Raw genomic sequence first — 26,804 nt, 5'->3', positions numbered from 1 at the left:
GCTGCGCGGTCGGTCAATTCTGTGTCTGGTCGCGCGCGTAATCCGGCGCGCTAGTTCTCTGGCCGCGCGATATGCCACTGCAGGGTCGTGGCCGTGCCGTTGGCATCGCCCGGCGCCTTGTCGGCCGGCGAGGTGTAGAGTGGACGGTAGCGGTACGCCCACATCTTGCTGCCGTCGTTGCGGTTGATCACGGTGAAGTCGCCGACGGCCTTGGCGTCGGCGGTTGCGGCCAGCGGCACCCAGCTCTCCGCGCACTTGCCGTTGCAGTTCGATGTCTTGCCGGTGGTGTCGCGCTCGTAAGTGTAGAGCGTCATGCCCTTGAGATCGACGAGCTTCGGGCCCTGCTTGGTCAGCACCACCCTGGCCGGCGCGATGGTCGCTTCGGGCTTGGGCGGAGGAGGGGCATCTCCGCCGCCATGGCCGTTCGCGCGTGCAGGGAGGGTCGAGAGCGTGATGACCGCGGCGGCAATGAGGAACCTGAACATCCTGGTCTCCGAACGGCAAAGTCAATCGCGCGTTAAGCGCCGAATGGGGCCGACCGTAGCAGCCGAAGGTTAGTTCCAGGTTTCGTCGCACTGCGACGATTACGCACAAAATCTGCTCATTCGCGCAGCGGGGCCCGGCTGAGCTCGTTGCCGGCGGCGATCGCCTTGCGCAAGAGTCGCATCAGCTCCTCGCTTTCCCCCGACGTCAGGCCGCGCAGCATGACGCGCTGCGCGGACTCGACCGCCGGCGTGATCTTGCGCAGCGTGCGCCGGCCCTCGTCGGTGATCTCGAGCTCGCGGGCCCGGCGGTCGCGGGGACTGGCACGGCGCTCGATCAGACCCTTCTGCACCAGGCGATCGATCACGCCGGTGATGGTGGTGCGGTCGTAGGCGATCAGGCCTGCGAGCGTCACCTGGTCGAGCCCAGGATTGGCCTTGATGGTCGCGAGTGCGGCGTATTGCACCGGCGTGAGGTCGAAGCCGGCATCTCCGACCTCGGCCAGGAACACCGCCACCGCGATCTGCTGGAACCGGCGCGCCAGATGCCCGGGCATGTCGTTGTTGTCTTTCACCGAATTCTCCTCGAGTGCAGGGACGGTGCGGATCATTGACAAGTATACTGATAGTCAGCATACTGAGCAATATCAGAAGACTTTGACGGGAGAGGTGCTCATGCAATTCCATCTGAATGGATTTCAGCCCGGAGACCCCGAAATCGCCGATCCGGTCGAGCGCGTTCAGGCTTCCGGTGCTGCGGGCCCTGTGCCTGACGAGGTCGATGTCCTCATTGTCGGCTGCGGGCCTGCCGGACTCACGCTCGCCGCGCAGCTTGCGCAGTTTCCTGACATCAAGACCTGCATCATCGAGCAGAAGCCCGGCCGGCTGCTGGTCGGGCAGGCCGACGGCATCGCCTGCCGCACCATGGAGATGTTTCACGCCTATGGCTTCAGCGAGCGCGTGCTGAAGGAGGCCTATTGGGTCAACGAGACGACGTTCTGGAAACCCGACGAGCGGACGCCGGACAAGATCGGCCGCAGCGGACGGGTGCAGGACGTCGAGGACGGGCTGTCTGAATTTCCGCATGTCATCCTCAACCAGGCGCGCATCCATGACGGCTTTCTTGACGTCATGCGCAAAGCGCCGGGCAAGCTCGAGCCCTATTACAGTCGCCGCCTGGTCGACCTCGAGGTCGATCCGGCCGCAGGTCCAACGAATCATGCGGTGACGCTGCGGCTCGAACGCGTCGATGCCGGAAACGAAGGCAAGGTCGAGACGATCAAAGCGCGCTATGTCGTCGGTTGCGACGGCGCCCGCAGCACGGTGCGCAAATCGATCGGCCGCGAACTGCACGGCGATTCCGCCAACCACGCCTGGGGCGTGATGGACGTGCTGGCGGTAACGGATTTTCCCGACATCCGCTTCAAGTCGCTGATCCAGTCGGCCAAGGACGGCAGTCTGCTGATCATTCCGCGCGAAGGCGGTTACATGGTCCGCATCTATGTCGAACTCGCCAAGCTCGATGTCGGCGAGCGCGTTGCCAACCGCAACATCACCGCCGACGACGTGATCGCGAAAGCGCGGCGGATCCTGAAGCCGTACAAGCTTGACGTGAAGGAGATCGCCTGGTGGTCGGTCTACGAGATCGGCCAGCGCCTGACCGACAAGTTCGACGACGTGCCGGAGGCGGAAGTCGCCAGCCGCCTGCCGCGTATCTTCATCGCCGGCGATGCCTGCCATACCCACAGCCCGAAGGCTGGGCAGGGCATGAACGTCTCGATGCAAGACGCCTTCAATCTCGGCTGGAAGCTTGCCGCCGTTCTGCGTAAGCAATCTGCGCCCCGCCTGCTGCATTCCTATTCGGCGGAGCGCCAGGCGGTTGCGAAGGAGCTGATCGATTTCGATCGGGAGTGGGCCGGCATTCTCGCTTCGGCTGCCAAGGCCGGTGGCGCGGATGCGGCCAGGACGCAGGACTATTTCGTCCGGCACGGCCGCTACACCGCGGGCACGGCGACGCATTACAGGCCATCGCTTCTCACCGGCGCGGCGTCGCATCAGCATCTCGCGCAGGGCCTCGTGATCGGCAAGCGCTTCCATTCCGCGCCGGTGATCCGGCTGGCGGATGCCAAGCCGGTGCATCTCGGCCACGCCGCGCAGGCGGACGGCCGCTTCCGCATCTACGCGTTCTCGCCCGCTGAGGATCCCGCCGCGTCGGGCTCGGCCATTGGTGCCTTGTGCAATTTTCTCACGGAGGCGAGGCAGTCGCCGCTCCGGCGATACACGGCTGCTGGCGCCGACATCGACAGCGTGATCGATCTACGCGCGGTGTTTCAGCAGGAGCATCGCGAACTCGCCATCGAGGCGATGCCGCCGCTGCTGCTCCCGCGCAAGGGGCGCTACGGCCTGATCGATTACGAGAAAATGTTCTGCCCGGATCTCAAGAGCGGCCACGACGTTTTTGCAATGCGCGGCATCGACCGGACAGCCGGCTGCATGGTCGTGGTGCGGCCCGACCAGTATGTCGCGAGCGTGCTGCCGCTCGACGACTTCGCCGGGCTCGCCTCGTTCTTCGACGCCTTCATGCTGCCGGTGAACTGACGCTGGAATTGCTGCGCTCGCCGTACCGATGAACGGCGGATGAATATTGAACTCCGCGCGTGGCGCGCTCCCGTTCTTTCGACCGATGCGACGAGACAGGCGGAACGCTCGTTCCGCCTACGCGTTCCGTCTCGCAGAGGAGGAACACGCCATGAGACTCAGAAGCATTCTTGTTGCTGCATTACTGCTCGCCCCGACTGCTGCGCTGGCCGCGCCGGGCATCGTCACCGTCTCGACCGGCCTGCGCGCCGGTCCAGGCGCCGGCTTTCCCCTGGTCGATCGCGTCCCCGGAGGCGCCCGCGTCAACATCCATGGCTGCCTGCGCGGCAATGCCTGGTGCGACGTCAGCTTCTCCGATGATCGCGGCTGGGTATCGTCGCAATATCTCGAATATCTCTACCGCAATCACTACGTCTATCTCCCCGACTATGTCGACGTGGTCGATGTGCCAATCGTCCCGTTCGTGCTGACCTCTTACTGGTCGAGCTATTACGAGGGGCGGCCCTGGTATCGACGCCACGCCTATTGGAATAATTACTGGACCTCGCATCAGAGCCTGGCGACCAGGATGACGATCGACCCGCGCGCAGCCCGGATCGGTCGTGCGGCGACGCGTGACGCGGCCATCGCACTGGAACGCGAAGGTGTGCGTGGCCGGGGTGCCGCCGCGATCTCCGGACGGGACGCTGCGACCACACGGCGCGACGCCGCGATTGCCACGCGCGACGCTGCGATTACGACAAGGCGCGACGCGGCGATCACGAAACGTGACGCTGCGGTTGCCGCCGACCGGACGCGTGCCGGACGGAGCGAGCGCATCGCGCAAGAGCGGACCAATGTGCAGACTCGCAACCCGCGCGATGGGCAGGCCCGCCTGATGCACGAACAGGCCGCGAGCCGTGCGGTGGTGCGCGCCCAGCCGACGCCACGTGCGCATGAAGCGCCGCGTGTGTCCGCGGCACCTGCCGCGCGGCCCGCGACGCCGCATGTCGCACAGCCGAATGTGAGCCACGGTGCGCCGATGAATGCCCGTGCGCAGATGCCGGCGCCGCGTGCCGCTGCGCCTGCAGCGCCGCACGGCGGTGGCGGCGGCGCTCCGCACATCAACGCCGCGCCGCGTGGCGGCGGTGCCCCGGCCGGTGGCGCCGGCGGCGGCCACGAGAAGCACTAGCGTTGCGATATGGAAAGCCCGGCCGTCGCGCCGGGCTTTCTGCTGCATCGATTCGGGTTCCCTGCGCGTACAATTTAAGAAAGTTCTTCGCGGGCAGATTTCACCGATCGTAAGATCTCTACCCAAAGATGCAATAATCCACTCGGGGCAGCGGGGGCACGGGAGGATGCGATGAGACAGAGCCAGGCGGAGACGCGCCGCCAGAATGTCGCGAAGCGGTCGATGACCAAAGAGGCCAAGCAGCTGGCCGGCCTGATTGCCGGACTGCGCAAATCCCTCGAGGGGATCCAAAAGGAACGGATGAGCACAAAGCTGACCGGCGCCGAAATGGGCATGCTCGACGAGCGCCGTAACAATCTGCTGCTCACCATCGCAGCCCTCGACGACCGCCTCTCGGCGGTGCAGGGGCTGATCGATCTCGGCCGTCCCCACATCATCCGCGTCCACTGATCGGGCCGCGGACTCAAGGTTATCGGTTTCGTCGCGGCGGCGACGAGGCCAGGCCTTGCTGCCGGCTCTGGGTCGCATAGGGATTGGCGTAGCACTGCGCGGACCGCCCGGAGGCCGTCGCGGCGCACTGCGCGATCGTCGTAAAACTGCAATCGATATTGCTGCCGTCGATGGTGTAGACCTCGATGCAGACGGGAAGGCGGGTCGTAGGTCTGCGCCGCTGCCGGCGCCCCGCCCAAGGTGATGCCGAGCAGGCCCGCGACAAGCTGAATCGCATTCATGATCGGGCGCACGATCACCTCCGTCTGACGCCGGAGCCACGCACAATGCTGCCTGCGGATGGCACCAAATTGCCACGCTCCCGGCGAATTGCCGCCAAAGCCCGCTGCCACGAGGGGGCGGGTTCAGGGCAACGCAAGGGGATGCGCATTGGCCTACAAAATGGTCGCAGAACGCGACAATGAGAAGTACAGTTTCGCCCGCGAGAGCCGGCTGCTCATCGTAGCGAAGGCAAAAGTGTGGGCGAGCGAGGGCTGGCACGTCGTCATCACCGACCAGGACGGCAAGGCCTATACGCCATCCGAATTCGATCAGTTGCTGGCGGCGTGACCGCAGGACGGGAGATTTTTGACGTGTTTTCTTGACGCGAACCGGTCATTCACTTCGCTTGAAAACGCTCTGGGGGACGACGTTGACATCGCTACTGCAGCCGGGGCGCGGTTTGATCGCGCCCTTGACCATTGTTGCCGCGGCCGCCGCACTGACGGCGACGGTTGCCTCCGCGCAAAACCTCGATGCCGGCAAGTCGCCCGAGAGGCTGTTTGCCGATGGTTGCTCGACCTGCCACCGCAGCCCCCGCGGCCTGGCCAAGGGGCGCTTCAGCCTGACGCTGTCCTGGTTCCTGAAGGATCATTACGCAACCAGTTCCGACTCCGCCAAGGCGCTCGCGGCGTATCTTCAGTCCGTCGATGCGCCTCCGCCGCGCGCCGCGGCCAAGCGTGGCGCAAGGCCGTCCAAGTCCGCGCCGCGTCCGCCCAAGCCCGTGCAGAGCCAGTAGTCGACACATTTCTGGCCGCACCGCGGATGGAGGTTCGCTCCATCCGGGCTGGAAAGGCAGGAGAGCGGTCGTTATCCGCGCCGATGGGTCTGCGCGATCAGCCGGTCGTGCACGGCGCGCAAATCGGCGCTCATGCGTGTCTGCCCGGTCGTCACAAAGGTCAGCCAGGCTCCGTCGGCAGCGAGACGCACGATCTGCAGCTCGGCGGTGCCGTCGGTTGCGCGGTGGCGCTTCAGTCGGGCCTTCATCCAGTCGCTCCAGAGCCGGCGCAGTGAGGGATCGGTGACGACGACCATGCTCAGTGCCGCCCACGGCGTAGCGAAGCCGAAGGCCTCGCCGGTGAACACGGCGTTGACATAGGCGCGCGTAAAACTCCCGCGCGGCTTGGGATCGGCTTCGATGGCGGCGTCGATCTCGGTATCGACCCGGCCGAGCAGGTCGGCAAACAGCCCCTCGATCAGCGCCTGCTTGCTGCCGAAGTGATGAAACAGCCCGCCTTTGGTGACGCCGGCCGCCGCCGCCACCGCCTGCACGGTGACGCCGGCGACGCCATGGTCCATGGCAATGGCCGCGGCGCGATCGAGCAGGGCGCGCCGCACCTGTTCGGGCTGCTTGGCGCGGGTATAGGCGTTTCCCGGCATCAATGCGCCGTCGTCTCCGAGAACAGGTTGATGATCACGACCCCCGATACGATCAGGCCGATGCCGACGAAGGCCGCGGCGTCCAGCATCTGGCGGAACAGCACGAAAGAGACGGTCGCGGTCAGGATGATGCCGACACCGCCCCAGATCGCATAGGCGATGCTCAAGGGAATGACCCGGATCGCGACCGACAGTGCGTAGAACGAGGCGACGTAGAACAGCACCATGGCCAGCGTCGGCCAGGGGCGCGTGAACTGCGCCGACTGCTGGAGGAAGGCGGACGCGGTGACCTCGAAGACGATGGCGAGAGCAAGCGCTGCATAGGCGTTGAAGGCGGAGGTCATGTCGGGCTCGGGCATGGCAAAGAAAGATACCGCGCGGTAGGTATGTTTAGCATGCAGAGCGCGGCGTGGCCGTCGATCGTTATCACGTGTCCGTGACGAGGCTGCGACAGGCGCGGAAGGCAGGCGAATGCCGCCGCTGGGTGAATCGTCGGCCCGATATCGCTTCTGATTTCGGCGCATGACGGGTTAGCCTCGCGGGAGAACCGCGGGCACGGCGATGGACTGCTCGCCGTCGCCGAGGCGCGTTTGCCAAAGGCGCCCTGGGACCCCGCATGGATGGAGCCGGGCAAGCGCGAGAGCATGCTGGCTGGGGTCCGCGTCATCGATCTCGTAGTCGATACGGTCAGGCCAGGCCAAGCTCAACCAGGACAAGAGCGATGCCGATCACGTCGCGATCGCGGGTCGGCTGGCGCGGTCGGAGGAGACGGCGCACCGGCGGCTGGCGCGGAAGATGCAGGCGCTGCGCCCAGGGCTTGGGTACGATTTTTCGTGATCGGGGCTGCGCTTGCCTTGCACCGCGATTGACCTTACGGACCTCCGCATGCTCGTCATCTCGATTCAAAGCCAGGTCGTCCACGGCCATGTCGGCAACAGCGCTGCCGCCTACGCCATGCAGGCGGAGGGGGTGAACGTCGCGGCGGTGCCGACCACGCTGTTGTCGAACCATCCGCGTTATCCGAGCCTGCACGGGCGGGTGCTGGAGACCGAGCTCGTCGCCGAGCTCCTGAAAGGCGTCGAGGAGCGCGGTCTCGTCGATGAGGCCGCGGTGCTGGTCACGGGCTATCTCGGCTCGCCCGGCAATGCGGCTGTCGTCGCCGATTTCGTCGAGCGCGCCCTGATACGCAATTCCAGGCTCGTCTATCTCTGCGATCCCGTGATCGGGGACGACGGCCGCGTCTATGTCGCCGACGGCATCCTGGACGTGGTGCGGCGCCGGCTGCTGCCGGCCGCGAACCTGACGACGCCGAACCAGTTCGAGCTCGAGCTGCTTGCTGAACTCCCGATCGCGGATACGCAGAGCCTGCGTGCGGCGTGCGCGACGCTCGCCGGCGAGGGCCGCATCGACGTCGTTGCGACCGGTTGCACGCTCACCGACACGCCTGACGGGCAGGTGGAGACGATCCTTTGCGCCGACGGCCAGCTGTCACGCTTTGCGACGCCGCGACTGCCGATCCGCCCCTATGGCACCGGCGATCTGCTCGCCGGCCTGATCGCGGCGCATCTGGCCAAGGGCAAGGCGATGGAGGCGGCAGTACGGCTCGCGGTCGAGACCCTCTTTGCCGTGCTGGTGCGCACGCAAGAGGCCGGCACGGCCGAGATGCGGCTCGTGCCGCTGCCGACGGCGGGCCGCAAGCCGTAACGGCTCAGGTCGCGCGCTTGCCGATCGATTGCGCGGATCTCTGCGGCTTGGCCGAGGCTTTCTGCTCACGCGCGGCTTGCGCCTTTGGCAGCTTGGCATGCGCCACGGCCCGCGCCTTCTTCGGCCTGGCGCTGGCGACGTCCTTGCGGTCCGCCGTGCCACGCTTCGAGATGTATTCGGCGCCATCGATCGGGCCGACATGCGGCGGATCGCGGTCGAGGTAGGGCCGGCCGATGCCGAGCGCCTTGCCGTTGGCGTCGACCCATTTCCACAGCACTTCAGTCGAGACCCAGCGCTGTGCGCGGTTGTTGCCGGCGGTCGAGACGATGTCGGCCGCCATGCCGTGGCCATAACCGCCACGCGTGCTGCCGCCATGATAGGAGCGGTCGGAGGCGGCCTTCAGGCCGCTCGCGATCGACTGGCGGTAATCGTCCCGGAACGCGCTGGTGATGCCCGGCGACAGGCCTGCGGCTTCTGCCGCGAGCAGCGTACGGAACAGCTTGCGCTTGAAGCTCTTGTCCATGCCGCCGATGACGTAGTCCATCATCGACATGTTCGCGTGCTCGGCCGCCTTGGGATCCTTCCAGCCGAAATCCTCGTCGACCAGCTTCGTGAAGCTGCGCATCACCGTGACCATCTTGCCCCTGCGCTTGATGGTGACTGCGCGGCGCTCCTGCACCTTGATGGAGTCCTCCTTGGGCGTGCGCTGGTAGAGTGCCCAGAGATAGCGATCGATACAGGCGTCGATGACGAAGCATTCGTCGAGCACGGCGACGGTGTCAGCAGGTGGTGACGCCTTGCTCGCTGCGGGCGCCGGCCCGGTCGCGAGAGAAGCGGGCGACAATGCGTCCGTGGCCACGATCTCGGCGGGGTCGGCGGATGCGAGCTTGACGGGGTCCTGTGCCGGCGCGGCCTCGCTGGCCGCGGGCGCGGGCTCGGGCAGGATTTGCGGTGCGGGCGGCTCGCTCGGGAGGATCAGCGCAGGATCTGCGGAAGCGAGCTCGATGGCGGGTGCGGACACTTCGGGCGCCGCTGCCTCGGTGACCACCGGAAGTGGCATCGCGGCAGCAGCGGCGGCGATGTCGGCAGTCAACGCAATGCCATCCTCGATCGTCGCAGCGCGCGGAACGTCGGCGAGATCGAGACGGCCGAGGTCTTTCGCACCCGAGATTGCCACCGCATTGGCGCCGCTGTTCTCGATCAGGGCAGGGGAATAGGCGGACAGAGAGAGCGCCAGCCAGCCGGCCATGACGGCCGAGGGGCAGGCGACTGCCACCAGAAGAGACCGCCGATCATTCATGATCCCTGCCTCCAAACGGTTCTGCCCCGGTTATCTTGGCGGGCAGTCTTGCACAGAAAGGCACGCAGCACGCCATTGTTCGGGGGACCGTGTGGCGGCGCAATGGCGCAAATCGCGAAAACGGGCTTTTTGGGGGAAGTGTGGCCTTGGTGCCACGCGCGGGTTCCCGCCCTTGCCACTTCGATAAACGCGAAGCGGACGGATTACGGCAACTTTCCCGAGGGGCATGGCGTTTGTCGGCCATGACGCAATCCTCGCTTCGTCCCATGGACGCCTTCGATCCCACCGAGCCCGCCATCCTCCACGATCGTCTCTCCGGCCGGATCATCACCTGGACCGCCGATCAGGCTGACGATTTTCGGCGGGCCAGCCGCCTACGCGGCGACGGGACCGTGGCTTGGAAGAGCTATGTCTTCGACGGCTGGGGCGATGTCCTCGGTGGCTGACCCGCCGAACCGGAGGAGGCGCTGGCGCGGCGGCAGCGCCAGGTCCCTCGAAAACGGGAAGGCCGCCCCAGGGGGCGGCCATTCAAGTCTCAAGCAGCAATGCAATCAAACGCGTCGTCGAAATGCCAGCCCCGGGTTGATGAAATAGCTACGCGATACAAAGGCCTGCCCGGCAGAAGGCAGATTACACATTTTTCCCGACTGGGTAAGGGGGATCGTGTGCTCCAGGGCAGGAATCGGCATTAGCGTTACCAGGGCCGGCCTGCCCGGTGCTCAGGCCTTCCTCACGAACTCCGATTTCAGGTTCATCGCGCCGATGCCGTCGATCTTGCAGGCGATGTTGTGTCCGTCGCTGGCGTCCTGGAGGCGGATGTTGCGAACCTTGGTGCCGCCCTTCACGACCGAGGAGGAGCCCTTGATCTTGAGGTCCTTGATCACGATGACGCTGTCGCCGTCGCTGAGCACATTGCCGTTGGCATCGCGCACGCCGGCGTCCGGCGCCGTGTCGGCGGCCGCATCCGCCGTGCCGCTCCATTCGTGGCCGCACTCCGGGCAGACCCAGAGGTCGCGGTCCTGATAGGCGTGCTCGGAGCTGCACGCAGGGCATTTCATCGTGTCGGTCATGTCTGTCTCGTCTGGCGCTTCGTTCGCGGCGCGACCGTAGGGGCGGGAACCGGCAAAGCAAGCGAAAGCTGAAGGATGCCGGGCCGGTCGTCGTCTGCGGGTACGACGTCACCGGAACAGGGCCACGAAGATCACGTAGAGCCAGCCCAGGATGCCGTGGATGATTGCCCACAGGATCGAATGGTTGTCGGTGTAGGAGATCGCGATGGCGAGCGCCGAGCCGAAGCCCACGCCATATTTCGCACCCTCGACGCGGACGCCGTAATAGCGATTGCCGTTCATGGTGATCCTTCCGTTGTTGAAGCCGTGATTCGCAGTGCCGTGGTGGAGACGTCGTGTTCTCCTGTCCGATGGACTCCCCGCTCGCTTGACGCAAATCAATTTGGAGACGCCGCGTAGTGCGGGCTACGCTTCGCCGGCCAATCGCGCAATGGGCCGCCATGACCTTCCTGCTCAACATCGACGTCCCCGACGTCGCGCAAGCCACGACGTTCTATACCGCCGCCTTCGGCCTCGCCGTCGGCCGCCGCTTCGGAAGCGACTTCGTCGAGTTGCTCGGCTGGCCGGCGCCTGTCTATCTGTTGACCAAGCTGGCCGGCACGGTTGGCGCCGGCGGCGACCGCCGCCGCTACGAGCGGCACTGGACGCCGGTGCATATCGATGTCGTGGTCGACGATGTCGATGCCGCGGTCGAGCGCGCGCTCCGCGCCGGCGCGATCCTGGAGGCGCCCGCGCGCGATGCACCCTACGGGCGGATCGCCATGCTGGCCGATCCGTTCGGGCACGGGTTTTGTCTCATGGCGTTCAGCGAGCGGGGATATGACGCGTTGCTCGAGAGATAGTCGCGCGACACGAAATTGCTCATCAAACAGAAACATCGAAAACAACCCCATGCACAGTAGAAATCATCATTGATTTCGGAGTTCTGCGATACCGAAAGTCGGGTGACCCCTCAGGCGAGGCTGACCCCTCAGGGGAATGGCGCGGCGCGACACTTTTCGAGCCTGCCCAACCGACTTCGGCGATACCGAACAGCATTTGACCCGTCGGGCAAAACAGGGGCATGATGGCATGGTGGCACTGGCGCGACGGCCGGGAGCTGATGCGTCGCGGGTCGACATGCCGAAACAACTCAAGAGAAAGCTGAAGACCTACCAGACCTCGCTCGGCTTCTACGACCAGGCCGTTGCTGCGCCCTCGATGAAGGCGGCGCTCGAGGCCTGGGGCGCCAGCTCCAATCTGTTCCATCAGGGCGTCGCGAGGGAGACCGACGATCCCGACATCGTCGCGGCGACCATGGCGAAGCCCGGTGTCGTGCTCAGGCGGCCGGTCGGATCGGACGGTTCGTTCACCGAGAGCTCGGCGCTGCCGTCCGATCTTGCCGACGCCGGGGACAAGCCCAAACGCAAGCCCAAGCCGGGCAGGCGTGCCGCCAAGACGGCACAGAAGCCGTCCCGCAAGATCGACGGCCAGCAGGCGCGCAAGGCCGCCGCGGCGTTCGAGAAGGAGGAGCGGCGGCGCGAAGCCGAGCGCCGGAAGGAGGAGGCCGCCCGCGCCAGGGAGAGCGCGCGCCGGGAGACGGCGGTCGCCGCGGCCGAGGCTGCGCTCGACGAGGCGAGGCGGGAGCACGAGGCGCGCAACAAGGAGATCGAAGCCGAGCGGGCCGCTCTCGACAAACGTGCCGAGGCCGAAGAGACCCGCTGGGGCAAGCAGAGGACGAAGCTGGTGGAAGCGTTGCGCCGGGCGCGCGGGTAGGGCACGACGCCCCTCATCCTCGGTACATTTCCCGATGGCGGCAGGGCATCTGTCGGAACACCTAAGCGGCATTGGCTGCGTTCAAATTGCTGCCGCGCACTCCGTCCTCATCCTGAGGGCCCGCCACGGGCGTCTCGAAGGAGGCGATGTGGCGCGCTATCCGCCACTCTTGTTCATATACGATAGCTGCGACGTGGAAGCGAATTCGCTTGCCTTGCCCAGACTCCTTTTGCACTCTGGCGGCGAGGAGACCAACGCATGACAAAAATGACGCTCGCCTGTGCGCTCGGAACGGCTCTGGTGCTGTGCAGCCAGGGAATATCAAGTGCGGAAGCCCGGACGCGGAAGGCCGTCGTCGTGCGCGCACCACAGGAGAGGCTCATCGTCACGGCGCCCGTGCTGAGGCCGACGCCGTGGGACTACAATGTCATTCCCCGCTATCGCTATCGCCCGGAAGACGACCGGGTCGATCCCTACGGTCCGCCGCTGGTGCCGTCATATGTTCGCTATGAGGGATGGCGTTGGCCGTATTGGTGGTAATGATCGAAAATTCGTAACTTGTAGCCCGGATGAGCGAAGCAATATCCGGGACGTTGTGCCGAAGCATTCCCCGATGTCGCTTCGCTCACTCTGCTGTAATCCCCCACCCTCCGCCGCAAGCTGTAAAAACTGCCGCTTCATCGACTCGGCGCTGGCGGCATGGCCCATAACCATGAGAGGTTGTGCGGCGATGAACTCTTCATCACTGCGTGCGGCGTCAGTGATCGGGAAAAAATGGCAAAGCTGCGGCTGTCAAGAATAGATCAGTGTAGCGCGCCACTTACCCCCGTAATAAACCGAATACTGTTTGGGGTTCTGGGTGCGTATTGGGAGGCCAATCATGGCAAGTGTTGAACAATTGCGCAGACGGGAAGGCGTTAACCTGGTCCAGCTCGAGGCGGACATTGCGTCGGTACGCCCGGGAAGCTCTCTCGCTTCCATTGCTTTACCTGATTACGTCGAGCACACCGAGGGCGTCACGCGCGTCGGCGCGCTCAGTGCAGAGGCGGTCATTCGCGACTATGAGTCCGCAGCAAAGGAGATCGAGGCCATGGGCACCGAGCTGATCGACGCCGCGCAAAAATGCGAGGCGCTGACAGCCCAGGTCCACGATGCGATCGCCTTCATGCGGGAAACGGCGGCGGGCTATCGTGAGGAGGGACGCAAGATCTTCAAGCGCATCGAAGAATGCGCGCTGTTCACCGAGGACGTCCGCAAGACATGCGAACAGGTCAAGCGCAGAATGACGGAAGTCTCGGTCGGCCCGTCTTCCGATGACGAGCTTGATCAAGACTCCGAGCTGCCCGGGATCGCCGCCAAGGTGACGATGAGCGAAGTAAAGTGAGGCGGGCGTAGGTCCGGGTTAGCTCCGCAGGGTGGGTTAGCAGAGCGACTGCGCGAAGCGCAGCCGCAGGCTAACCACCCCGCGGCGCGCCTGCCCCTGCGCCTTGCGGCCTCACCAATCCGGATCGCCGTAATAAGGGCCGTAGGGCGGAGGCATCCACGGGCCTCGCGGCGGCGGTCTTGGCCGCCGGGGTGCGGCGTCTGGCACGTGCGGCCGGACACGCGGAGCCGCGTCGTTGTTCATCACGCTGCGCACGGCGGGCTTGGCTGCCGCAGACGCGGATGACGTCAGCTGCGTTTGCAGCGCCTGCACCTGCGCGACGAGGCGCGCATTGTCCGCCGCCTCCTTCTCCTGCGCTGCCTTGAGCTGCTGAATGGTGGCGGCCTGCTCACGCAGGGTCTGCTCGTTGCTGCTTTTCAGTTGCTCCAGCTTGCCGCTGATGCTCGCAAGCTCGCCCGTGATGGCCTTGAGCGATTGCGCGAGCTCGGACGATGACGCCTCGGGCGCCGTGGCGACAGGCTTTGGGGCACTGTCGTTGTCCTTGGGCGCCGGCGGTGCGGGCAGCGGGCTCGGCCCATCCGCAGCAGCCAGGAGCACAGCCGGCGGCGGCGCGGGACTTTCCACCGAGGCGGCTTGAGGGGGCGCGTTCGCCGCCGGCGGAGCCCATCGTGCGATGATCGATCTGGCCTCATCGCGATATTGCGAAGCGAAGGCGGCACCGAGCAGGCCGATCGCCAGCACGAGGCCAACCAAGGCGCGCATCATGGTCCGATCTCCCTTCAGGCCTTGATCGCCAGGCTTGGTATTCGGAACCCCGGCAGCCGGGGTCGGGGCCTTGTTTCCGGACGTTGCGGCTGCCGTCGCAGCGGCGCTTGCGTGCGAGGCCCCCTTGCCCCCGCTGTCGCGTTCCATTCCGGAAACCAGCCGATCGAGCCGCGCAAGGTCTTCCTCTGCGCTCTTGATCCGGTCATAGGCCCGCGCCAGCCCGCCCTCGGCGCGCGCCTCGTCCGGCTTTGCTGTGTCGGGCTTGGTTGTCTCAGCCTTGTCGCAGTCAGGCTTGGGGTCGTTCGTGTCAGGCACCGATGCGCTCTCCATCCGGTCCGGCGTCATGGGAGGCAGTCCGATCTTGGGAAGGATAGGTCTCGCCGCTATCAGACACAACGCGCGTGCAAAGGAAAAATTATGGCGGGATCGGCACACGATGCGCGACACGGCGCTGTCGCGCGATCGCTTTGAATCCCCTGGCACCGAAACAGCCGGCGACTGCTTCCCCAGGCATCCTTGCGACGTGCTATGCTGTCGCGGGAGGAACCGCAATGAGGGTCCCTACCGCGATATTCGCCCTGCTGCTTGCAAGTCCGGCCGCCGCCCAGGAGTGCCAGACATGCTCAATGGCGGACGCCTGCATGAAGGAATATGCCAAGGCGACGTCGGAGGCCCAGCGGGCCACCAGGCAAGGCATTCGTGACTGGAAGCAGAACCTGGACAGAAAGGCCTCCGCTGAATTGTCCAGCAGGGGCATCCTCGCATTGCAAGACGCCATGGAGGCACAGGTTCGTACCGAGCTGGAGCGCCTGAAGGAGTGCCTCGCGAAGATCAGGTAGGGTGCAAAGGAGGATCCGATGAAATCGCTTTTGCTGCTTACGGCGAGCGGCCCGCTGCTTGTCCTCACCTCGCATCAGTCCCTCGACGATCTGAAGCTTCTCGGGGTGCTCAGGCAGAAAGGTATCGGCAAGTTCGTCGCGTTCGAGGTTCCCTTGTCGCTCGCAAGGGAGCGTTACGGCGGGCACTTTCAGGCGGTTGAGAGCAACCTGCACGAGACCGATGATTTGAGAGTGCTCGACTTCAATGGCCAGCGGGTGTTTCAGCTCTTCCGTTTCGAAGAGCTCGGTTCACCGATGCTGATCGAACCGTCGTGACCGGTTTTGCCTTGCGGCATGATCCGTTTCGAAAACCCGTTCATGTCGTTGCGGCAGCGATAGGGAGCAGTTGAGCCGCGCGGGTCTCACCACGAACGTTCCGCTTGGGGGAACAGGCGCTGGTTCAGTCCGTTTCCTCTGCGGGGCTTGTGAGAGGAGGACGACATGAAAACCAGCATCATTGCGCTTTCAGCCGCCGTGGTCATGGCGACAGCCCCAGCCGTGTTTGCTCAGGGTGTATCGAGCAAGACGCCGGGTCATGAGATGCAGCAAATGGGTTCCAAGACAGGGCAGCCGGGCGCTTCCAGCTACGCTCCCGGACATCAGAAGAAACATCACGCGAAGGCCGCGAAGAGCACCAGCCCCGGGGCGTCGAGCTACGCTCCAGGACAAACCACAGGACAAACCACCGGCGCGAATACAAGGCCGAGCACCGGCCCGACCACGAGGCCGACCGCCGGCTCGAAGTCAGGGTACTGAACTCCAGGCGGTCCTCAGGTCGAGGCACTGATGGGACACAACGGCCGGTCGGACGCAGGATGGGTCGAGCCCCTCGAGAGACCCATCACGTCAAATGGTGGGTAGGGCTTCCGGTCGTCAGTGACGAGTCGCGCGGATTTCGAGCGTGGTCTGGGTGAGCCTGGCCACGAACCCCTCGAGATGCATGACCCTTTGTCTGGCCAGTTGTTCATGCAACACGGCGATCTTCTGGGATTCGGCAACAAAGGAGTCGCACGCCTGTTTCGCGTACTCCATCTGAAGCTCAAAGGCCTCGACGGGTGAGCGCGCCGTCGCGAGCTTTCCCAGGAAGGTCCAGGCGCGCTCAAGCGACGTCTTGATGTAGCCGCTATAGGCATCGGCAATCGCCTGCGTGCCGGCCGGGGAGGGCTCCGCCGGTACGACGGGCGCGCTGGCATCGATCTCTAGCCCGGAGGGCAAGGCTGCAGCCGAGGGCACCTGCGCATCGACCGCTCGGCTCGTCTCTACCTCTTGCTCGGTCTCTTGCCTGTTTTCTTGCCTGTTCTCTTGCGGTTTCTCCTGCTCGTTCTCCTGGCTGATCTCCACCGCGGCATCCGGCAATGGATGCGCCGCAGTTTCGTGTTGCTCGACGGCCCCGGTCCGTTGCCCGGCCTTCTTCTTCCCGCCGCGCCGGCCGGATTTTTTCGTTGGCTTATTTTCTACCGTACTCAACATTGCAAATAGCTCCTGAATATCGCTCAAGCCGCAAGCCTCCGTCGCGTTTGCGCTGAAATCGCGATTGCGGGTTGTCGCTTGCGTGGCGGCCATGTGGTGAGATTTGGTCGGGCATGGGCAGGGCCGCGCGGAGCGCAGTCCCTTGGCGGCGTGCGCAGAGGTGTTGGGTTACGCCGCGCCGGGCCGCGCTTCGCGCGACCGCCAGCTGATCCACCCTGCGGATCTACGGATCCGCCGCCGCAAACCGCAGAAATTGCCGCCTCATCGCGTTGACCTTCCCGACATAGCCCGCGACGAGGTGATCGCCGCAGCGTTCGCCTGCGATCATCTGAAACTTGCGGCGCGCATAGGCCGCGGCGGGACCGGCGCCGCAGAGATGGATGAAGGCGGCCAGATCCTGCTTCTGCTCGCGGCTGGCCTTCACGTCGCCCGCGAGGCCGAGAACCATGGCCACCTGGCGGTCCAGATACACCGACGTCAGCTCGATGGCATGGCTCGGGATGGCGCGAAAGTAGAGGAATGCAGACCCGCATCCGGTCTCCGTGACCGCGTTGCCGCGGACACAGGACCGCGCAGCTTCACGGTAGGCCGGATCGGTCATCTGGAAGAGCCCGACGGCGCTGGAGGCAGGGCGGTAGATCGCGAGCGGATTGAAACTCCATCGCCAGCGCCAATACGTGCGCGCCACCGGATTGCCGGAACTCTCGACCTGCGCAAGTGCTGCCAGCAATTGGGGTGTGATGGTGGCGGTGGAATAGGTGCGGAAGAGGGGGCCGTAGTGACGCCAGGTCTCGGCGGGGTCCTTGTCGAGGGTGTTGCCGATGAGGACGAAGAGTTCGGTTGGCTTGCGGGTGACGTGGTAGGCGATGTTCAGGAGTGCGAGGGCTGCGAGCAGGATGGCTGCGACGGTTGGGATACGAACCAACCGTGGTGCGCGCGAGAATTTCTTTCGTGCCCACCCGGCTCGCCACCTAAAGCTGCGCAGGCGAGGAAAGAGTGGACGATTGAAAACGGACATTCAGGCGGACTGTGCGGGTGTTGGCGGGCGTAGCGGCAGGTTTAACGGCAGTGCGCCCAAAAAATGTCACACCGCAATTGTGAATTACGCCACAGACGGTGGCCGTCCGGTCTGTTTATCTGCCGCCACCCGGCCTCTCGTGCGCGCGTTTGGCATTGCGCATCTGGCCCCTTCGCATTTCGAAATTTCTGGGTGATCGCTATGGGCGTTTTTCATCGCACGGCCATGCTTTGCAGCTGGTTCATCGAGTCCACCATGAGCGGGTGTACCGAGAGATTTCGTGTGCGCTGAACAAGTCGCACAGGATTTTGTCGAGGCCCCGCCGGTAACGGACGGGGCTTTTTCATGTTCGCGAGCTACCCATTCCGCCCGGCGGAGCCTTCGCGAGAAGGAGGCAGGGTCGTGTGGGAGTATTTTGGACCCGATTTCGCTTTCGACCTGGTGAAAGGAATGGTCGCCGGAATCGCCTCAATGGCATTCCAGGTCGTGGCACCACGAACTCTTCGTGCCGCGAAGCAGCTTCGCGCGCGCTGGGTTGCGAGGAAAGCGGCGAGGCGGCTTGCGAGACGGGCACGCAGCAATGCGGTGGCCGATGATGAGCGGTGAGGAGCGAGTCGCCCGACGCATCAAGCGGATGAGATTGCTGAAACAAAAAGGGCGGCCTTTCGGCCGCCCTTTGCATATGTCATGTCCGGATCCAACGACCCTTGAGACGTTCTACCGCCTCACGAACACCCCGTCGTGCTTCCACACGTATCGCACTTCATGCACGTCCCGTTCCGCACCAGCGTGAAGTTGCCGCACTCCGAGCACATCTCGCCTTCGTAGCCCTTGGCCTTGGCTTCGGCGCGGCGCTCGGCCTTGCTGGGGACTATGGTCTGCGCGGTGCCGGCCTTGCTCCACTGCAGCTGCTCGAGCTTCTCCGTGGGGGAGAGATCGTGCTGGGCCTCCTGCTTCAGGGCGACGGCGCCTTCGATGGCATCGCCGACACGAGCCGATGCGCCGTGCGAGGCGAGAGCGGTGACCTTGTTGCCGCCGGCGGGGGCGCTGTCGTTGCCTTGCGAGACCGCGGTCGAGCCGCCGCGCATCACGACGAGCTTGTCGGTCCGCGAGCGGGTGAGGCCGCGCGAGACCAGCTTGGTGGCATGGTGGCCGCCGTCCTCGTCCGGCTCCTTGCCTTCCTCGACGCCCTTGCCGAGCGCGTCAAAGCCCGTCTCGTTGGGATCGACGTGGGCGAGGTCGAAGCGGGACAGATAGCTCACTGCCAGCTCGCGGAAGACGTAGTCGAGGATCGAGGTCGCGTACTTGATGCTGTCGTTGCCCTGCACGGGGCCCGCCGGCTCGAAGCGGGTGAAGGTGAAGGCGTCGACATATTCATCGAGCGGCACGCCGTATTGCAGACCGAGGGAGACCGCGATCGCAAAATTGTTGATGAAGGAGCGGAGCGCTGCGCCTTCCTTGTGCATGTCGATGAAGATCTCGCCGAGACGGCCGTCGTCGTACTCGCCGGTCCGCAAGTAGACCTTGTGGCCGCCGACGACCGCCTTCTGGGTGTAGCCCTTGCGTCGGTCAGGCATCTTCTCGCGCTCGCGCATCACGATGATGCGCTCGACCAGCTTCTCGACGATCTTCTCCGAGACCTGGGCGGCGCGCGCCGCCATCGGCTTCTCGTAGAGATGGTCGACCGCATCGTCCTCGTCCTCATCCTCGCTGATGAGCTGCGAATTGAGCGGCTGAGAGAGCTTGGAGCCGTCGCGATAGAGCGCGTTGGCCTTCAGGGCGAGCTTCCACGACAGCATGTAGGCGGACTTGCAGTCCTCCACCGTCGCGTCGTTCGGCATGTTGATGGTCTTGGAGATCGCACCCGAGATGAAGGGTTGGGCCGCCGCCATCATGCGGATGTGGCTCTCGACCGACAGATAGCGCTTGCCGATCTTGCCGCAGGGATTGGCGCAGTCGAACACCGCGTAATGTTCGGCCCTGAGGTGGGGAGCTCCCTCGACCGTCATCGCACCGCAGATGTGGACGTTGGCCGCCTCGATCTCGCGCTTGGTGAAGCCGACGGCCTGGAGCAGGTCGAAGCCGGGAGCCGCGATCGCCTCGGCGCCGATGCCGAGCTGGTCGCGAATGAAATCCTCGCCAAAGGTCCACTTGTTGAAGGCGAACTTGATGTCGAAGGCGGTCGGCAGGGCCTTTTCGACCTTGGCGATGGCTTCATCGGTGAAGCCTTTTGCCTTCAGCGTCGAGGCGTTGATGCCGGGCGCGTTGGAGAGCGAGCCGTGGCCGACGGCGTAGGCCTCGATCTCCGCGATCTCGCTCTCGCGATAGCCGAGCGCGCGCAGCGCGGACGGCACCGCACGGTTGATGATCTTGAAGTAGCCGCCGCCAGCCAGTTTCTTGAACTTCACCAGCGCGAAGTCCGGTTCGATGCCCGTCGTGTCGCAGTCCATGACGAGGCCGATCGTGCCGGTCGGCGCGATCACCGTGGTCTGGGCGTTGCGATAGCCGTGCCTCTCGCCGAGCTCGAGGGCCGCATCCCAGGCGGCCTTGGCATGGGTGACGATGTCTTGTTGCGGGCACGAAGCGTGGTCGAGCGGCACCGGGTTGACGCTGAGCGCCTCGTAACCGGAAGCCTCGCCATGGGCGGCGCGGCGGTGGTTGCGGATCACGCGCAGCATGTGCGCCGCGTTCTTCTTGTAGCCGGGGAAGGTGCCCAGCTCGGCCGCCATCTCCGCCGAAGTCTTGTAGGTGATGCCGGTCATGACCGCGGTCAGCGCGCCGCAGAGCGCACGGCCTTCCTTCGAGTCGTACGACAGGCCCATGGTCATCAAGAGGCCGCCGATATTGGCGTAGCCGAGGCCGAGCGTGCGGAACTCGTAGGAGAGCTCGGCGATCGCGCGCGAGGGGAACTGCGCCATCATCACGGAGATTTCGAGCACGATGGTCCAGAGCTGGCAGAGGTGCTCGTAGCCGGCGACATCGAACTGCTTCGTGGTGGTGTTGTAGAAGGTGAGCAGGTTGGCGGACGCCAGGTTGCAGGCGGTGTCGTCCAGGAACATGTATTCCGAGCACGGATTGGACGCACGGATGTCGCCGGACGCCTTGCAGGTGTGCCAGTCGTTCATGGTGGTGTTGAAGTGCAGGCCCGGGTCGGCCGACGCCCAGGCGGCGTAGCCGATCTTCTCCCAGAGGTCGCGCGCCTTCAGCGTCTTCGTCACCTTCTTGGAGGTGCGGGCGTTCAGGTTCCAGTCGCCATCCGTTTCCACGGCGCGGAGGAAGTCGTCCTTCAGCGAGACCGAATTGTTGGAGTTCTGGCCCGAGACGGTGAGATAGGCTTCGCTATCCCAGTCGGTGTCGTAGGTGTCGAACTGGATGTCCTTGTAGCCTTGCTTGGCGAACTGGATGACGCGCTTGATGTAGTTATCGGGCACCAGCGAGCGGCGAGCCAGCTTGATTTCCCGGCGCAGGGCAGGGTTCTTCTCGGGGTCGAAGCAATCGTCGCCCGAGCCTTCGCAGTTCACGCAGGCCTTCAGCACCGACTTGAGATGCTTCTGGTTGATCTTGGATCCCGTGACGAGGGCGGCGACCTTCTGCTCCTCCTTCACCTTCCAGTCGATATAGGTCTCGATATCGGGGTGGTCGACGTCGACGACGACCATCTTGGCGGCGCGGCGGGTGGTGCCGCCCGACTTGATCGCGCCGGCGGCGCGGTCGCCGATCTTGAGGAAGCTCATCAGGCCGGACGAGCGGCCGCCGCCGGAGAGCTTCTCGCCTTCGCCGCGCAGGCGGGAGAAGTTGGAGCCGGTGCCGGAGCCGTATTTGAACAGGCGGGCCTCGCGGACCCAGAGGTCCATGATGCCGCCCTCGTTGACGAGGTCGTCACCGACGCCCTGGATGAAGCAGGCGTGCGGCTGCGGATGCTCGTAGGCCGACTTGGACTTGGTCAGCTTGCCGGTGAAGGGGTCGACGTAATAATGGCCCTGGCCGGGGCCGTCGATGCCATAGGCCCAGTGCAGACCGGTGTTGAACCATTGCGGCGAGTTCGGCGCGACCATCTGCATGGCGAGCATGTAGCGGAGCTCGTCATAGAAAGCCTGGGCGTCTTCGTCGGAGGTGAAGTAGCCGCCCTTCCAGCCCCAATAGGTCCAGCAGCCGGCGAGGCGGTCGAACACCTGCTTTGCCGAGAGCTCGCTGACGAAGCGCTCTTTCTCGGGCAGGAGGCTAAGCGCCTCGGTGTCGGGCACGGAGCGCCACAGGAAGGAGGGGACGGATTCCTCCTCGACCTTCTTCAGGCGCGCGGCGACGCCGGCTTTCCGGAAGTATTTCTGGGCGAGAACGTCGGAGGCGACCTGCGACCACTCGGTCGGCACCTCGACGTTATCCAGCTTGAACACGACCGAGCCGTCGGGATTGCGAATCTCCGACGTGGTCAGGCGGAATTCGATTCCCGCATAAGGTGACTGTCCCGAAGTGGTGTGGCGCCGCTCAATCCGCATGGTCTTGCCCCGTCCTTTTCTTTGACCGGTCCCGCCCCTCGTTGGGAGCGTGCCGGGTCGTCATTTCGCTTCGCGAGTCCTCCCGGGCCATTCGGCCCTTGGGCATCGCAGTTCAGCCGGTGGTTCCGGCCCAGTTTCTCCCGGCGCTATTCATCGATGCGTGCATCGATCATCCGCCGGCATGTCCACGCCCATCCGCCCCAACGGGATGCGCGCGACATGCGTTCAACGCCCCACAACGTCACTTCTTCAACCGATGCCATTCGAGCCTTTTGCCGGCCCGTTCTGGCGCCCGAAAAGTCCGCTTTCACAGGGCAGACAAGCCCTTATTCCGCTGCCTCTGGCTGGCCGGCGGAGTGGTGATTGCGAGACCCTTTGGGGGAGTGCCGGCGGGACGCAAACTCACTCGCGCCGAACGGACCGAAAGCTAGGACTCTCCGTTGCGCCCGTCAAGAACTAGTGCGAGTTCCTGAATCAAATACTAAATATGGTGGATTGCGGGGGATAACAGGGGGCAAGCCCGCGCCTGTTGTTGTGCCAAGTATCAGTGAGTCCTCAGGGATTCCCAACCGAAATAATTTGCATGCCGTGATGATGCGGACCTTCATCCCGCTGTTCACAGGGCAGCTATATTTTTGAGCGATGGGATTGCGTCAGCCGGACTCACGTAGCCCTACGGTGGGCGAGGGCAGGCATGCCTGCCGCGGTGGTGGTCGCCCAGGCGAATCCGGGCCAAGCTGACCTCGATTTTGCCGGACTGCCCACATGCATGATTCGACTCGCCGGGAGGCGCGACCGCGCATCGCGCCGGCCGGCCTGATGTTCCTCGCGATCACCTCGATCGGCTGGGGCTTCAACTGGCCGGTGACCAAATTCCTGCTCGCAGAACTGCCGCCGCTGACCCTGCGCGGGGTTACCGGCGTGCTCGGTGCCGTGCTGCTGGCGGCGCTGGCGCTCGTCCGCCGGCAGAGCCTGAAGGTGGAGGGCGCGACCTGGCCGCGCCTGCTCACCGCCGCCCTGCTCAACGTCACCGGCTGGATGGTGCTGATGGGGCTGGCGCTGCTCTGGCTGCCGGCCAGCGAGGCGGCGCTGATCGCCTACACCATGCCGGTCTGGGCCTCGATCATCGCCTGGCCGGTGTTGGGGGAGCGGCCGACCCTGCTGCGCACGCTGGGACTGGCGATGGCCTTTGCCGGCCTTGCCTCGATCATGGGCGGCAACGGCATTGCCGCCAGCGCCGAGAAGCTGCCGGGAATCATCATGGCGCTGGGCGGTGCGTTCGGCTTTGCCGTCGGCACGGTGTTCTCGAAGAAGTACCCAATCCACCTGCCGCCGATCACGGCCGCGGCCTGGCAGATCGGGATCGGCTGTCTGCCGATCTCGGTCATCGGCCTGCTGGTCGAGACCACGCATCTGGGCAAGGTGACGACAGTCGGCTGGTGGCTGCTGGTCTATTCGACCGTGGTGCAGTTCTGCATCGCCTATGTCAGCTGGTTCGCCGCGCTGTCGCGCCTGCCGGCCTCCGTCGCCGCGATCGGCACCATGGCGGTGCCTGTCATCGGCGTCGTCGCTTCCGCGATCGCGCTGGGCGAGCCGCTCGGGGCAGGGCAGATCGCGGGGCTGGTGTTCACGCTGGCCGCCGTGGTGCTGGCGACGCGCTAGCCGTCCGGCCGCCCGGGTATCAGTGGTCCTGAGGCTCTTTCTCTCGCCGGCGTTGTCCCGAGCCCGGCGGTTTCAACGGCAGGTCAGCGGGTGCGACGGCAAAGACTTCGAGGGCCTGGTCGTAGCCTTTGATGGCCCGCTGTCCGAGCGATACCAACGGAACGCTATCCCTGACCCTTCCAGCGATGGTGGGATCAGCCAGGATCTGCCCGTCCTTCGCGAGATTGCAGAGCCGCGACGCCAAATTCACCGCGGCTCCCATCGCCGTGTAGTCCAGTCGACCGTTATAACCGACCGTTCCTACCGTTGCCGGTCCCATGGCAACGCCGACACCAAAGCCGATCGCGTGGCCGGCGTCGCACCATTTGCCGGCAAGGAACTGCACCGCCCTTTGCAGGTCGATAGCGAGCCGGACCGCTTGAGTTGCCGGCTGTTCGCATGCGACCGGGGCGTTGACCAGGAGCATGACTCCGTCGCCATCAAAGCCGATGAGCGTTGCCTCGTGACGGGTCGTCACGGCGCCGACGGCCTCGTAGTACTCGCGCATGACGGCCATGATGACGTCGGGTTCGTTGCGCGTGGAGAACGCCGTGAAGCCGCGCAAGTCGCCGAAAATGACGGCCACTTCACGTCGCTGTCCTTCGAGCAGTTCATGAGAATGCTCGACCAATTCGGCGACCTGTGATGGCAGGAACTGCTTCAGCCGTTCGATCCGCGCAGATTTCTGCTGCGAGATCGCCAGTTCAGAAGCCATTTCGTTGAAGCGCAACGCCAGTTGCTGGAACTCGTCACCGCTGAAGATTTTGATGCGATGCTCGAATTGTCCGGTTCTGATCCGCTCCACGCCCTCTTCCAGTTGCTTGATCGGCCCGGACATTCTGTGCGCGCGCCAATAGGCGAGCGCCAGCGCGATAAGAACACCAAAGGCAATGAGAATTGACGAGCGCCACAACGCCGCGCGAATTGATGCAAAGGCTTCCGAGGCCGGCTGCATCGCGATCACCGTCCATCCCACATCGGCGGCCTGAACGGATAGCGCCACCACCGGGCTGCCTCGATCCCCGGTTATCACCGCCGCTCCGCTCGCCGCGCCAACGAGATGCTTGATCCGCCCGAAACTGCCCGAGCTGGCGCGGCCGCGCAGAACCAGACTGATATCGGGATGAGCGATCAGATGACCGGAGTCATCGACAACAATGGCATAGCCGGTCTCGCCGATTCTAATGGCTGCGATGACATCCCAGATCAGCTTCAGATTGACCTCTGCGATCGCAACCCCCGCAGCCGGCAGGCTCCCGGCAACCGCGATCCTCATGTAGGGCTCTGAATCTTGCTGGTACTGAACCGGTCCGTACCAGACCTTGTTGGCGCGCGCGCCCAGAACAGCGGGATCCATAGACATGTCAATGCCGCGCCCGGTCCTGTTCAGAAGCAGCCTGGACACAAAGACCCGTTCGGTGCCGGTCTCATCCAGAAGCGAAACCGAAACGATTGCAGGCACCTGCTGGAGGAGGCGCAAGGCATCGATCTTATGTTGCGCATCGTCTCCGGCAGACCAGGGAAGCTGCACCATCCAACCCAGCTGATCCCGGATGCCATCGGTGAACGCCTCGATCCTGTCGGACGCCGCGCGAGCATCGGCCTGCAGCACCGCGCTGATCTGGCGGCGCTGGTCTCGGTAACCGAAAGAAGCCTCGACCGCCGCGCCGAGTATCAGAGGCACGACCGCAGCGACAAACAAGGTCGCGAAGTACTTGCAGAACAGCGAGCGACGCGGGGGCATCGTAGAGGAAGAGGACTGTGCAGCACCGTCCGTCATAACTACTCTCAGGAGATCACCTTGCTGGCGCGAAACAGGATCGACGACACATTCAGGTCGATACCCAGAAGCCTGGCTGTCTTCAGATTGACCGCAAGTTCAAACTTCTCGGGGCGCATCACCGGAAGATCTGACGGATTTTCGCCGCGCAGGATGCGATCGGCGTAAGTAGCAAGCCGAAAATAGGTCGTGCGCTGGTTTGCGCCGTAGCTCAAGAGACCTCCTGCGTCACAATATTCAGACCAGCCAAACATCGAAGGCAGCCGGTGCGCGATTGCAAACTCCGCAATCTTCGCACGATGCACCAGCGTCACCGCATCGGGAAACACGAGGAGAGCATCCGCATCCAACTTGCCGGCAGCCATCAACCCATTCTCGATCTCGCCAGCGCCACAGAAGGGAACGTAGGCTGTCTCAATGCCGAGATTCCGGCACGACTCCAAAGTCGCACGCCATTCCAGTGGCTCTCCCGGATGGTCCGTGTTCGATAAGACCGCCAGTTTTCGCAGCTTTGGATAAATGTCCTTGATTAGCTCAACGCGCTTTCCTGCCAGCTCGAGCGACAGGAATGTGCTGCCGGTGAAATTGGTGCCGGGGTGAGCAAGGCTCTTCACCACACCCAAAGCCACCGGGTCACCGCTCAATGCAAACAGCACGGGGATGTCGGCGACCGCAGTCATGACGCGTGTCGCCGGACCGCTCGAGACCACAAGGTCGATATCCCCGCGCTGCAACTCGGAGACGATCTTGCGCAGGGCCTGCGGATTTCCAGGGGCATAATGCGTCTCGAAGGTTACGGTCTTGCCCTCGACATATCCCAGCGCGCGCATGCCCTCGCGAAAGCCGTCCAGGAAGGGATCCGGTTCGGACTGAGTCGAAACCCAGAAGATGCGATGCAGCTTGGCTCCGCCCTGCGCCCGTGCGATCGCAGGCCAGGCCAGTCCTCCACCAATCAACAAGATGAACTCTCGTCGTTTCATGCGAGCACCTGTCGAAGCTGCGCCGTCGATTCCGGCCGCAGACCAAGATCCTGCTGTGCATCTGGTGACTGCGCTCGGTGTCACGCTCCGCCAGCGGACTGTCG

The 26,804-nt window shown here is 64.5% G+C and carries 28 protein-coding genes and 2 pseudogenes; 16 read left to right on the top strand and 14 right to left on the bottom strand.

Annotation, left to right across the window (positions count from 1 at the left end; translation table 11 throughout):
• Positions 1–50: 50 nt before the first annotated feature.
• Complete coding sequence (locus tag ACRQ5Q_RS23785; RefSeq protein ID WP_439392496.1) at positions 51–485, bottom strand: COG4315 family predicted lipoprotein; 435 nt, start codon at positions 483–485, stop codon at positions 51–53.
• Positions 486–601: 116 nt separating this feature from the next.
• Positions 602–1,057 (bottom strand): MarR family winged helix-turn-helix transcriptional regulator, encoded by a 456-nt coding sequence (locus ACRQ5Q_RS23780; protein WP_439375196.1) that lies wholly within the window; start codon positions 1,055–1,057, stop codon positions 602–604.
• A 100-nt stretch (positions 1,058–1,157) separates the two neighbouring features.
• Here ACRQ5Q_RS23780 and ACRQ5Q_RS23775 point away from each other — a divergent pair, with 100 nt between their 5' ends.
• The 3 genes from ACRQ5Q_RS23775 to ACRQ5Q_RS23765 all read left to right on the top strand — a co-directional run bounded on the left by ACRQ5Q_RS23775 (position 1,158) and on the right by ACRQ5Q_RS23765 (position 4,701).
• The gene (locus ACRQ5Q_RS23775; RefSeq protein WP_439392495.1) at positions 1,158–3,080 is read left to right on the top strand and encodes an FAD-binding monooxygenase; all 1,923 of its coding nucleotides are present in this window, start codon (positions 1,158–1,160) and stop codon (positions 3,078–3,080) included.
• A gap of 151 nt (positions 3,081–3,231) precedes the next feature.
• Complete coding sequence (locus ACRQ5Q_RS23770; protein ID WP_439392494.1) at positions 3,232–4,251, top strand: SH3 domain-containing protein; 1,020 nt, start codon at positions 3,232–3,234, stop codon at positions 4,249–4,251.
• 171 nt (positions 4,252–4,422) lie between these two features.
• Positions 4,423–4,701 (top strand): hypothetical protein, encoded by a 279-nt coding sequence (locus ACRQ5Q_RS23765; protein WP_439375199.1) that lies wholly within the window; start codon positions 4,423–4,425, stop codon positions 4,699–4,701.
• A gap of 19 nt (positions 4,702–4,720) precedes the next feature.
• Here the strand turns inward: ACRQ5Q_RS23765 and ACRQ5Q_RS23760 are convergent.
• Positions 4,721–4,994, bottom strand: a pseudogene (locus ACRQ5Q_RS23760) (DUF3551 domain-containing protein).
• Positions 4,995–5,130: 136 nt separating this feature from the next.
• Here ACRQ5Q_RS23760 and ACRQ5Q_RS23755 point away from each other — a divergent pair.
• The gene (locus tag ACRQ5Q_RS23755) at positions 5,131–5,310 is read left to right on the top strand and encodes a hypothetical protein (RefSeq protein ID WP_439375822.1); all 180 of its coding nucleotides are present in this window, start codon (positions 5,131–5,133) and stop codon (positions 5,308–5,310) included.
• Between the two features lie 82 nt (positions 5,311–5,392).
• Positions 5,393–5,758, top strand: coding sequence for a hypothetical protein (locus ACRQ5Q_RS23750; protein WP_439392493.1), 366 nt, complete (start codon positions 5,393–5,395; stop codon positions 5,756–5,758).
• 71 nt (positions 5,759–5,829) lie between these two features.
• Here ACRQ5Q_RS23750 and ACRQ5Q_RS23745 read toward each other — a convergent pair whose 3' ends face one another.
• Complete coding sequence (locus ACRQ5Q_RS23745; protein ID WP_439375591.1) at positions 5,830–6,399, bottom strand: TetR family transcriptional regulator; 570 nt, start codon at positions 6,397–6,399, stop codon at positions 5,830–5,832.
• On the bottom strand, positions 6,399–6,743 hold the full coding sequence (locus ACRQ5Q_RS23740; RefSeq protein WP_439375201.1) for a DMT family transporter: 345 nt from the start codon (positions 6,741–6,743) through the stop codon (positions 6,399–6,401). Before ACRQ5Q_RS23740 ends, ACRQ5Q_RS23745 begins: the two co-directional genes overlap by 1 nt.
• A 198-nt stretch (positions 6,744–6,941) precedes the next feature.
• On the opposite strand from ACRQ5Q_RS23740, the pseudogene ACRQ5Q_RS23735 reads away from it, so the two are divergent.
• Positions 6,942–7,236: pseudogene (locus ACRQ5Q_RS23735) on the top strand (FMN-binding negative transcriptional regulator); the annotation flags it as partial.
• A gap of 48 nt (positions 7,237–7,284) precedes the next feature.
• Entirely contained in the window at positions 7,285–8,103 is an 819-nt protein-coding gene (gene pdxY / locus ACRQ5Q_RS23730; protein ID WP_439392492.1) for a pyridoxal kinase, read from the top strand.
• Between the two features lie 4 nt (positions 8,104–8,107).
• On the opposite strand, the gene ACRQ5Q_RS23725 is transcribed toward pdxY, so the two are convergent.
• Positions 8,108–9,403, bottom strand: a complete 1,296-nt coding sequence (locus ACRQ5Q_RS23725; RefSeq protein ID WP_439375203.1) for a hypothetical protein — start codon at positions 9,401–9,403, stop codon at positions 8,108–8,110.
• A gap of 242 nt (positions 9,404–9,645) precedes the next feature.
• On the opposite strand from ACRQ5Q_RS23725, the gene ACRQ5Q_RS23720 reads away from it, so the two are divergent.
• Positions 9,646–9,849 carry a hypothetical protein gene (locus ACRQ5Q_RS23720; protein WP_439392491.1) on the top strand — a complete coding sequence of 68 codons (204 nt, stop codon included), beginning with the start codon at positions 9,646–9,648 and terminating at the stop codon, positions 9,847–9,849.
• A gap of 273 nt (positions 9,850–10,122) precedes the next feature.
• On the opposite strand, the gene ACRQ5Q_RS23715 is transcribed toward ACRQ5Q_RS23720, so the two are convergent.
• Together ACRQ5Q_RS23715 and ACRQ5Q_RS23710 are read right to left on the bottom strand one after the other, a co-directional pair.
• A complete protein-coding gene (locus ACRQ5Q_RS23715) occupies positions 10,123–10,473 on the bottom strand; it encodes a zinc ribbon domain-containing protein YjdM (RefSeq protein WP_439375205.1) in 351 nt (116 codons plus the stop codon).
• Between the two features lie 108 nt (positions 10,474–10,581).
• Positions 10,582–10,755: a hypothetical protein gene (locus tag ACRQ5Q_RS23710; RefSeq protein WP_167407038.1), complete on the bottom strand. Its 174-nt coding sequence runs from the start codon at positions 10,753–10,755 to the stop codon at positions 10,582–10,584.
• Between the two features lie 116 nt (positions 10,756–10,871).
• On the opposite strand from ACRQ5Q_RS23710, the gene ACRQ5Q_RS23705 reads away from it, so the two are divergent.
• The 4 genes from ACRQ5Q_RS23705 to ACRQ5Q_RS23690 all read left to right on the top strand — a co-directional run bounded on the left by ACRQ5Q_RS23705 (position 10,872) and on the right by ACRQ5Q_RS23690 (position 13,612).
• Positions 10,872–11,315, top strand: coding sequence for a VOC family protein (locus ACRQ5Q_RS23705; RefSeq protein WP_439375206.1), 444 nt, complete (start codon positions 10,872–10,874; stop codon positions 11,313–11,315).
• A 277-nt stretch (positions 11,316–11,592) separates the two neighbouring features.
• On the top strand, positions 11,593–12,228 hold the full coding sequence (locus tag ACRQ5Q_RS23700) for a cell envelope biogenesis protein TolA (protein WP_439392490.1): 636 nt from the start codon (positions 11,593–11,595) through the stop codon (positions 12,226–12,228).
• Positions 12,229–12,486: 258 nt separating this feature from the next.
• Positions 12,487–12,768 (top strand): hypothetical protein, encoded by a 282-nt coding sequence (locus tag ACRQ5Q_RS23695; RefSeq protein WP_439375208.1) that lies wholly within the window; start codon positions 12,487–12,489, stop codon positions 12,766–12,768.
• Positions 12,769–13,108: 340 nt separating this feature from the next.
• The gene (locus ACRQ5Q_RS23690) at positions 13,109–13,612 is read left to right on the top strand and encodes a hypothetical protein (protein ID WP_439392489.1); all 504 of its coding nucleotides are present in this window, start codon (positions 13,109–13,111) and stop codon (positions 13,610–13,612) included.
• Between the two features lie 111 nt (positions 13,613–13,723).
• Here ACRQ5Q_RS23690 and ACRQ5Q_RS23685 read toward each other — a convergent pair whose 3' ends face one another.
• The gene (locus ACRQ5Q_RS23685) at positions 13,724–14,707 is read right to left on the bottom strand and encodes a hypothetical protein (RefSeq protein ID WP_439399858.1); all 984 of its coding nucleotides are present in this window, start codon (positions 14,705–14,707) and stop codon (positions 13,724–13,726) included.
• A gap of 221 nt (positions 14,708–14,928) precedes the next feature.
• On the opposite strand from ACRQ5Q_RS23685, the gene ACRQ5Q_RS23680 reads away from it, so the two are divergent.
• The 3 genes from ACRQ5Q_RS23680 to ACRQ5Q_RS23670 all read left to right on the top strand — a co-directional run bounded on the left by ACRQ5Q_RS23680 (position 14,929) and on the right by ACRQ5Q_RS23670 (position 16,011).
• Positions 14,929–15,216 (top strand): hypothetical protein, encoded by a 288-nt coding sequence (locus ACRQ5Q_RS23680; protein ID WP_439375210.1) that lies wholly within the window; start codon positions 14,929–14,931, stop codon positions 15,214–15,216.
• 18 nt (positions 15,217–15,234) lie between these two features.
• Positions 15,235–15,531, top strand: a complete 297-nt coding sequence (locus ACRQ5Q_RS23675) for a cytosolic protein (protein ID WP_260384165.1) — start codon at positions 15,235–15,237, stop codon at positions 15,529–15,531.
• Positions 15,532–15,696: 165 nt separating this feature from the next.
• Positions 15,697–16,011: a hypothetical protein gene (locus ACRQ5Q_RS23670; protein ID WP_439392488.1), complete on the top strand. Its 315-nt coding sequence runs from the start codon at positions 15,697–15,699 to the stop codon at positions 16,009–16,011.
• A gap of 117 nt (positions 16,012–16,128) precedes the next feature.
• On the opposite strand, the gene ACRQ5Q_RS23665 is transcribed toward ACRQ5Q_RS23670, so the two are convergent.
• The 3 genes from ACRQ5Q_RS23665 to ACRQ5Q_RS23655 form a co-directional block, all read right to left on the bottom strand.
• Positions 16,129–16,752 carry a phasin family protein gene (locus ACRQ5Q_RS23665; protein ID WP_439392487.1) on the bottom strand — a complete coding sequence of 208 codons (624 nt, stop codon included), beginning with the start codon at positions 16,750–16,752 and terminating at the stop codon, positions 16,129–16,131.
• A 196-nt stretch (positions 16,753–16,948) separates the two neighbouring features.
• A complete protein-coding gene (locus tag ACRQ5Q_RS23660) occupies positions 16,949–17,743 on the bottom strand; it encodes a transglycosylase SLT domain-containing protein (protein ID WP_439392486.1) in 795 nt (264 codons plus the stop codon).
• A gap of 725 nt (positions 17,744–18,468) precedes the next feature.
• Complete coding sequence (locus ACRQ5Q_RS23655) at positions 18,469–22,239, bottom strand: vitamin B12-dependent ribonucleotide reductase (protein ID WP_439392485.1); 3,771 nt, start codon at positions 22,237–22,239, stop codon at positions 18,469–18,471.
• A gap of 765 nt (positions 22,240–23,004) precedes the next feature.
• Between ACRQ5Q_RS23655 and ACRQ5Q_RS23650 the strand changes: the two genes are divergently transcribed.
• Positions 23,005–23,901: a DMT family transporter gene (locus ACRQ5Q_RS23650; protein WP_439392484.1), complete on the top strand. Its 897-nt coding sequence runs from the start codon at positions 23,005–23,007 to the stop codon at positions 23,899–23,901.
• Between the two features lie 19 nt (positions 23,902–23,920).
• On the opposite strand, the gene ACRQ5Q_RS23645 is transcribed toward ACRQ5Q_RS23650, so the two are convergent.
• Positions 23,921–25,720: a cache domain-containing protein gene (locus ACRQ5Q_RS23645; RefSeq protein WP_439392483.1), complete on the bottom strand. Its 1,800-nt coding sequence runs from the start codon at positions 25,718–25,720 to the stop codon at positions 23,921–23,923.
• 8 nt (positions 25,721–25,728) lie between these two features.
• Entirely contained in the window at positions 25,729–26,700 is a 972-nt protein-coding gene (locus ACRQ5Q_RS23640; RefSeq protein WP_439392482.1) for an ABC transporter substrate-binding protein, read from the bottom strand.
• Between the last annotated feature and the right edge of the window lie 104 nt (positions 26,701–26,804).

Source organism: Bradyrhizobium sp. PMVTL-01, from assembly GCF_051861855.1.
Lineage (GTDB): Bacteria > Pseudomonadota > Alphaproteobacteria > Rhizobiales > Xanthobacteraceae > Bradyrhizobium.
This window is presented reverse-complemented; position numbering and strand designations above follow the sequence as displayed.

Coding starts and splice junctions, on each gene's coding strand:
- ACRQ5Q_RS23785 (WP_439392496.1), bottom strand. CDS start 485: ATGTTCAGGTTCCTCATTGCCGCCGCGGTCATCACGCTCTCGACCCTC.
- ACRQ5Q_RS23775 (WP_439392495.1), top strand. CDS start 1,158: ATGCAATTCCATCTGAATGGATTTCAGCCCGGAGACCCCGAAATCGCC.
- ACRQ5Q_RS23770 (WP_439392494.1), top strand. CDS start 3,232: ATGAGACTCAGAAGCATTCTTGTTGCTGCATTACTGCTCGCCCCGACT.
- ACRQ5Q_RS23765 (WP_439375199.1), top strand. CDS start 4,423: ATGAGACAGAGCCAGGCGGAGACGCGCCGCCAGAATGTCGCGAAGCGG.
- ACRQ5Q_RS23745 (WP_439375591.1), bottom strand. CDS start 6,399: ATGCCGGGAAACGCCTATACCCGCGCCAAGCAGCCCGAACAGGTGCGG.
- ACRQ5Q_RS23740 (WP_439375201.1), bottom strand. CDS start 6,743: ATGACCTCCGCCTTCAACGCCTATGCAGCGCTTGCTCTCGCCATCGTC.
- pdxY (WP_439392492.1), top strand. CDS start 7,285: ATGCTCGTCATCTCGATTCAAAGCCAGGTCGTCCACGGCCATGTCGGC.
- ACRQ5Q_RS23725 (WP_439375203.1), bottom strand. CDS start 9,403: ATGAATGATCGGCGGTCTCTTCTGGTGGCAGTCGCCTGCCCCTCGGCC.
- ACRQ5Q_RS23720 (WP_439392491.1), top strand. CDS start 9,646: ATGACGCAATCCTCGCTTCGTCCCATGGACGCCTTCGATCCCACCGAG.
- ACRQ5Q_RS23715 (WP_439375205.1), bottom strand. CDS start 10,473: ATGACCGACACGATGAAATGCCCTGCGTGCAGCTCCGAGCACGCCTAT.
- ACRQ5Q_RS23710 (WP_167407038.1), bottom strand. CDS start 10,755: ATGAACGGCAATCGCTATTACGGCGTCCGCGTCGAGGGTGCGAAATAT.
- ACRQ5Q_RS23700 (WP_439392490.1), top strand. CDS start 11,593: ATGCCGAAACAACTCAAGAGAAAGCTGAAGACCTACCAGACCTCGCTC.
- ACRQ5Q_RS23695 (WP_439375208.1), top strand. CDS start 12,487: ATGACAAAAATGACGCTCGCCTGTGCGCTCGGAACGGCTCTGGTGCTG.
- ACRQ5Q_RS23690 (WP_439392489.1), top strand. CDS start 13,109: ATGGCAAGTGTTGAACAATTGCGCAGACGGGAAGGCGTTAACCTGGTC.
- ACRQ5Q_RS23685 (WP_439399858.1), bottom strand. CDS start 14,707: ATGGAGAGCGCATCGGTGCCTGACACGAACGACCCCAAGCCTGACTGC.
- ACRQ5Q_RS23680 (WP_439375210.1), top strand. CDS start 14,929: ATGAGGGTCCCTACCGCGATATTCGCCCTGCTGCTTGCAAGTCCGGCC.
- ACRQ5Q_RS23675 (WP_260384165.1), top strand. CDS start 15,235: ATGAAATCGCTTTTGCTGCTTACGGCGAGCGGCCCGCTGCTTGTCCTC.
- ACRQ5Q_RS23670 (WP_439392488.1), top strand. CDS start 15,697: ATGAAAACCAGCATCATTGCGCTTTCAGCCGCCGTGGTCATGGCGACA.
- ACRQ5Q_RS23660 (WP_439392486.1), bottom strand. CDS start 17,743: ATGTCCGTTTTCAATCGTCCACTCTTTCCTCGCCTGCGCAGCTTTAGG.
- ACRQ5Q_RS23655 (WP_439392485.1), bottom strand. CDS start 22,239: ATGCGGATTGAGCGGCGCCACACCACTTCGGGACAGTCACCTTATGCG.
- ACRQ5Q_RS23650 (WP_439392484.1), top strand. CDS start 23,005: ATGCATGATTCGACTCGCCGGGAGGCGCGACCGCGCATCGCGCCGGCC.
- ACRQ5Q_RS23645 (WP_439392483.1), bottom strand. CDS start 25,720: ATGACGGACGGTGCTGCACAGTCCTCTTCCTCTACGATGCCCCCGCGT.
- ACRQ5Q_RS23640 (WP_439392482.1), bottom strand. CDS start 26,700: ATGAAACGACGAGAGTTCATCTTGTTGATTGGTGGAGGACTGGCCTGG.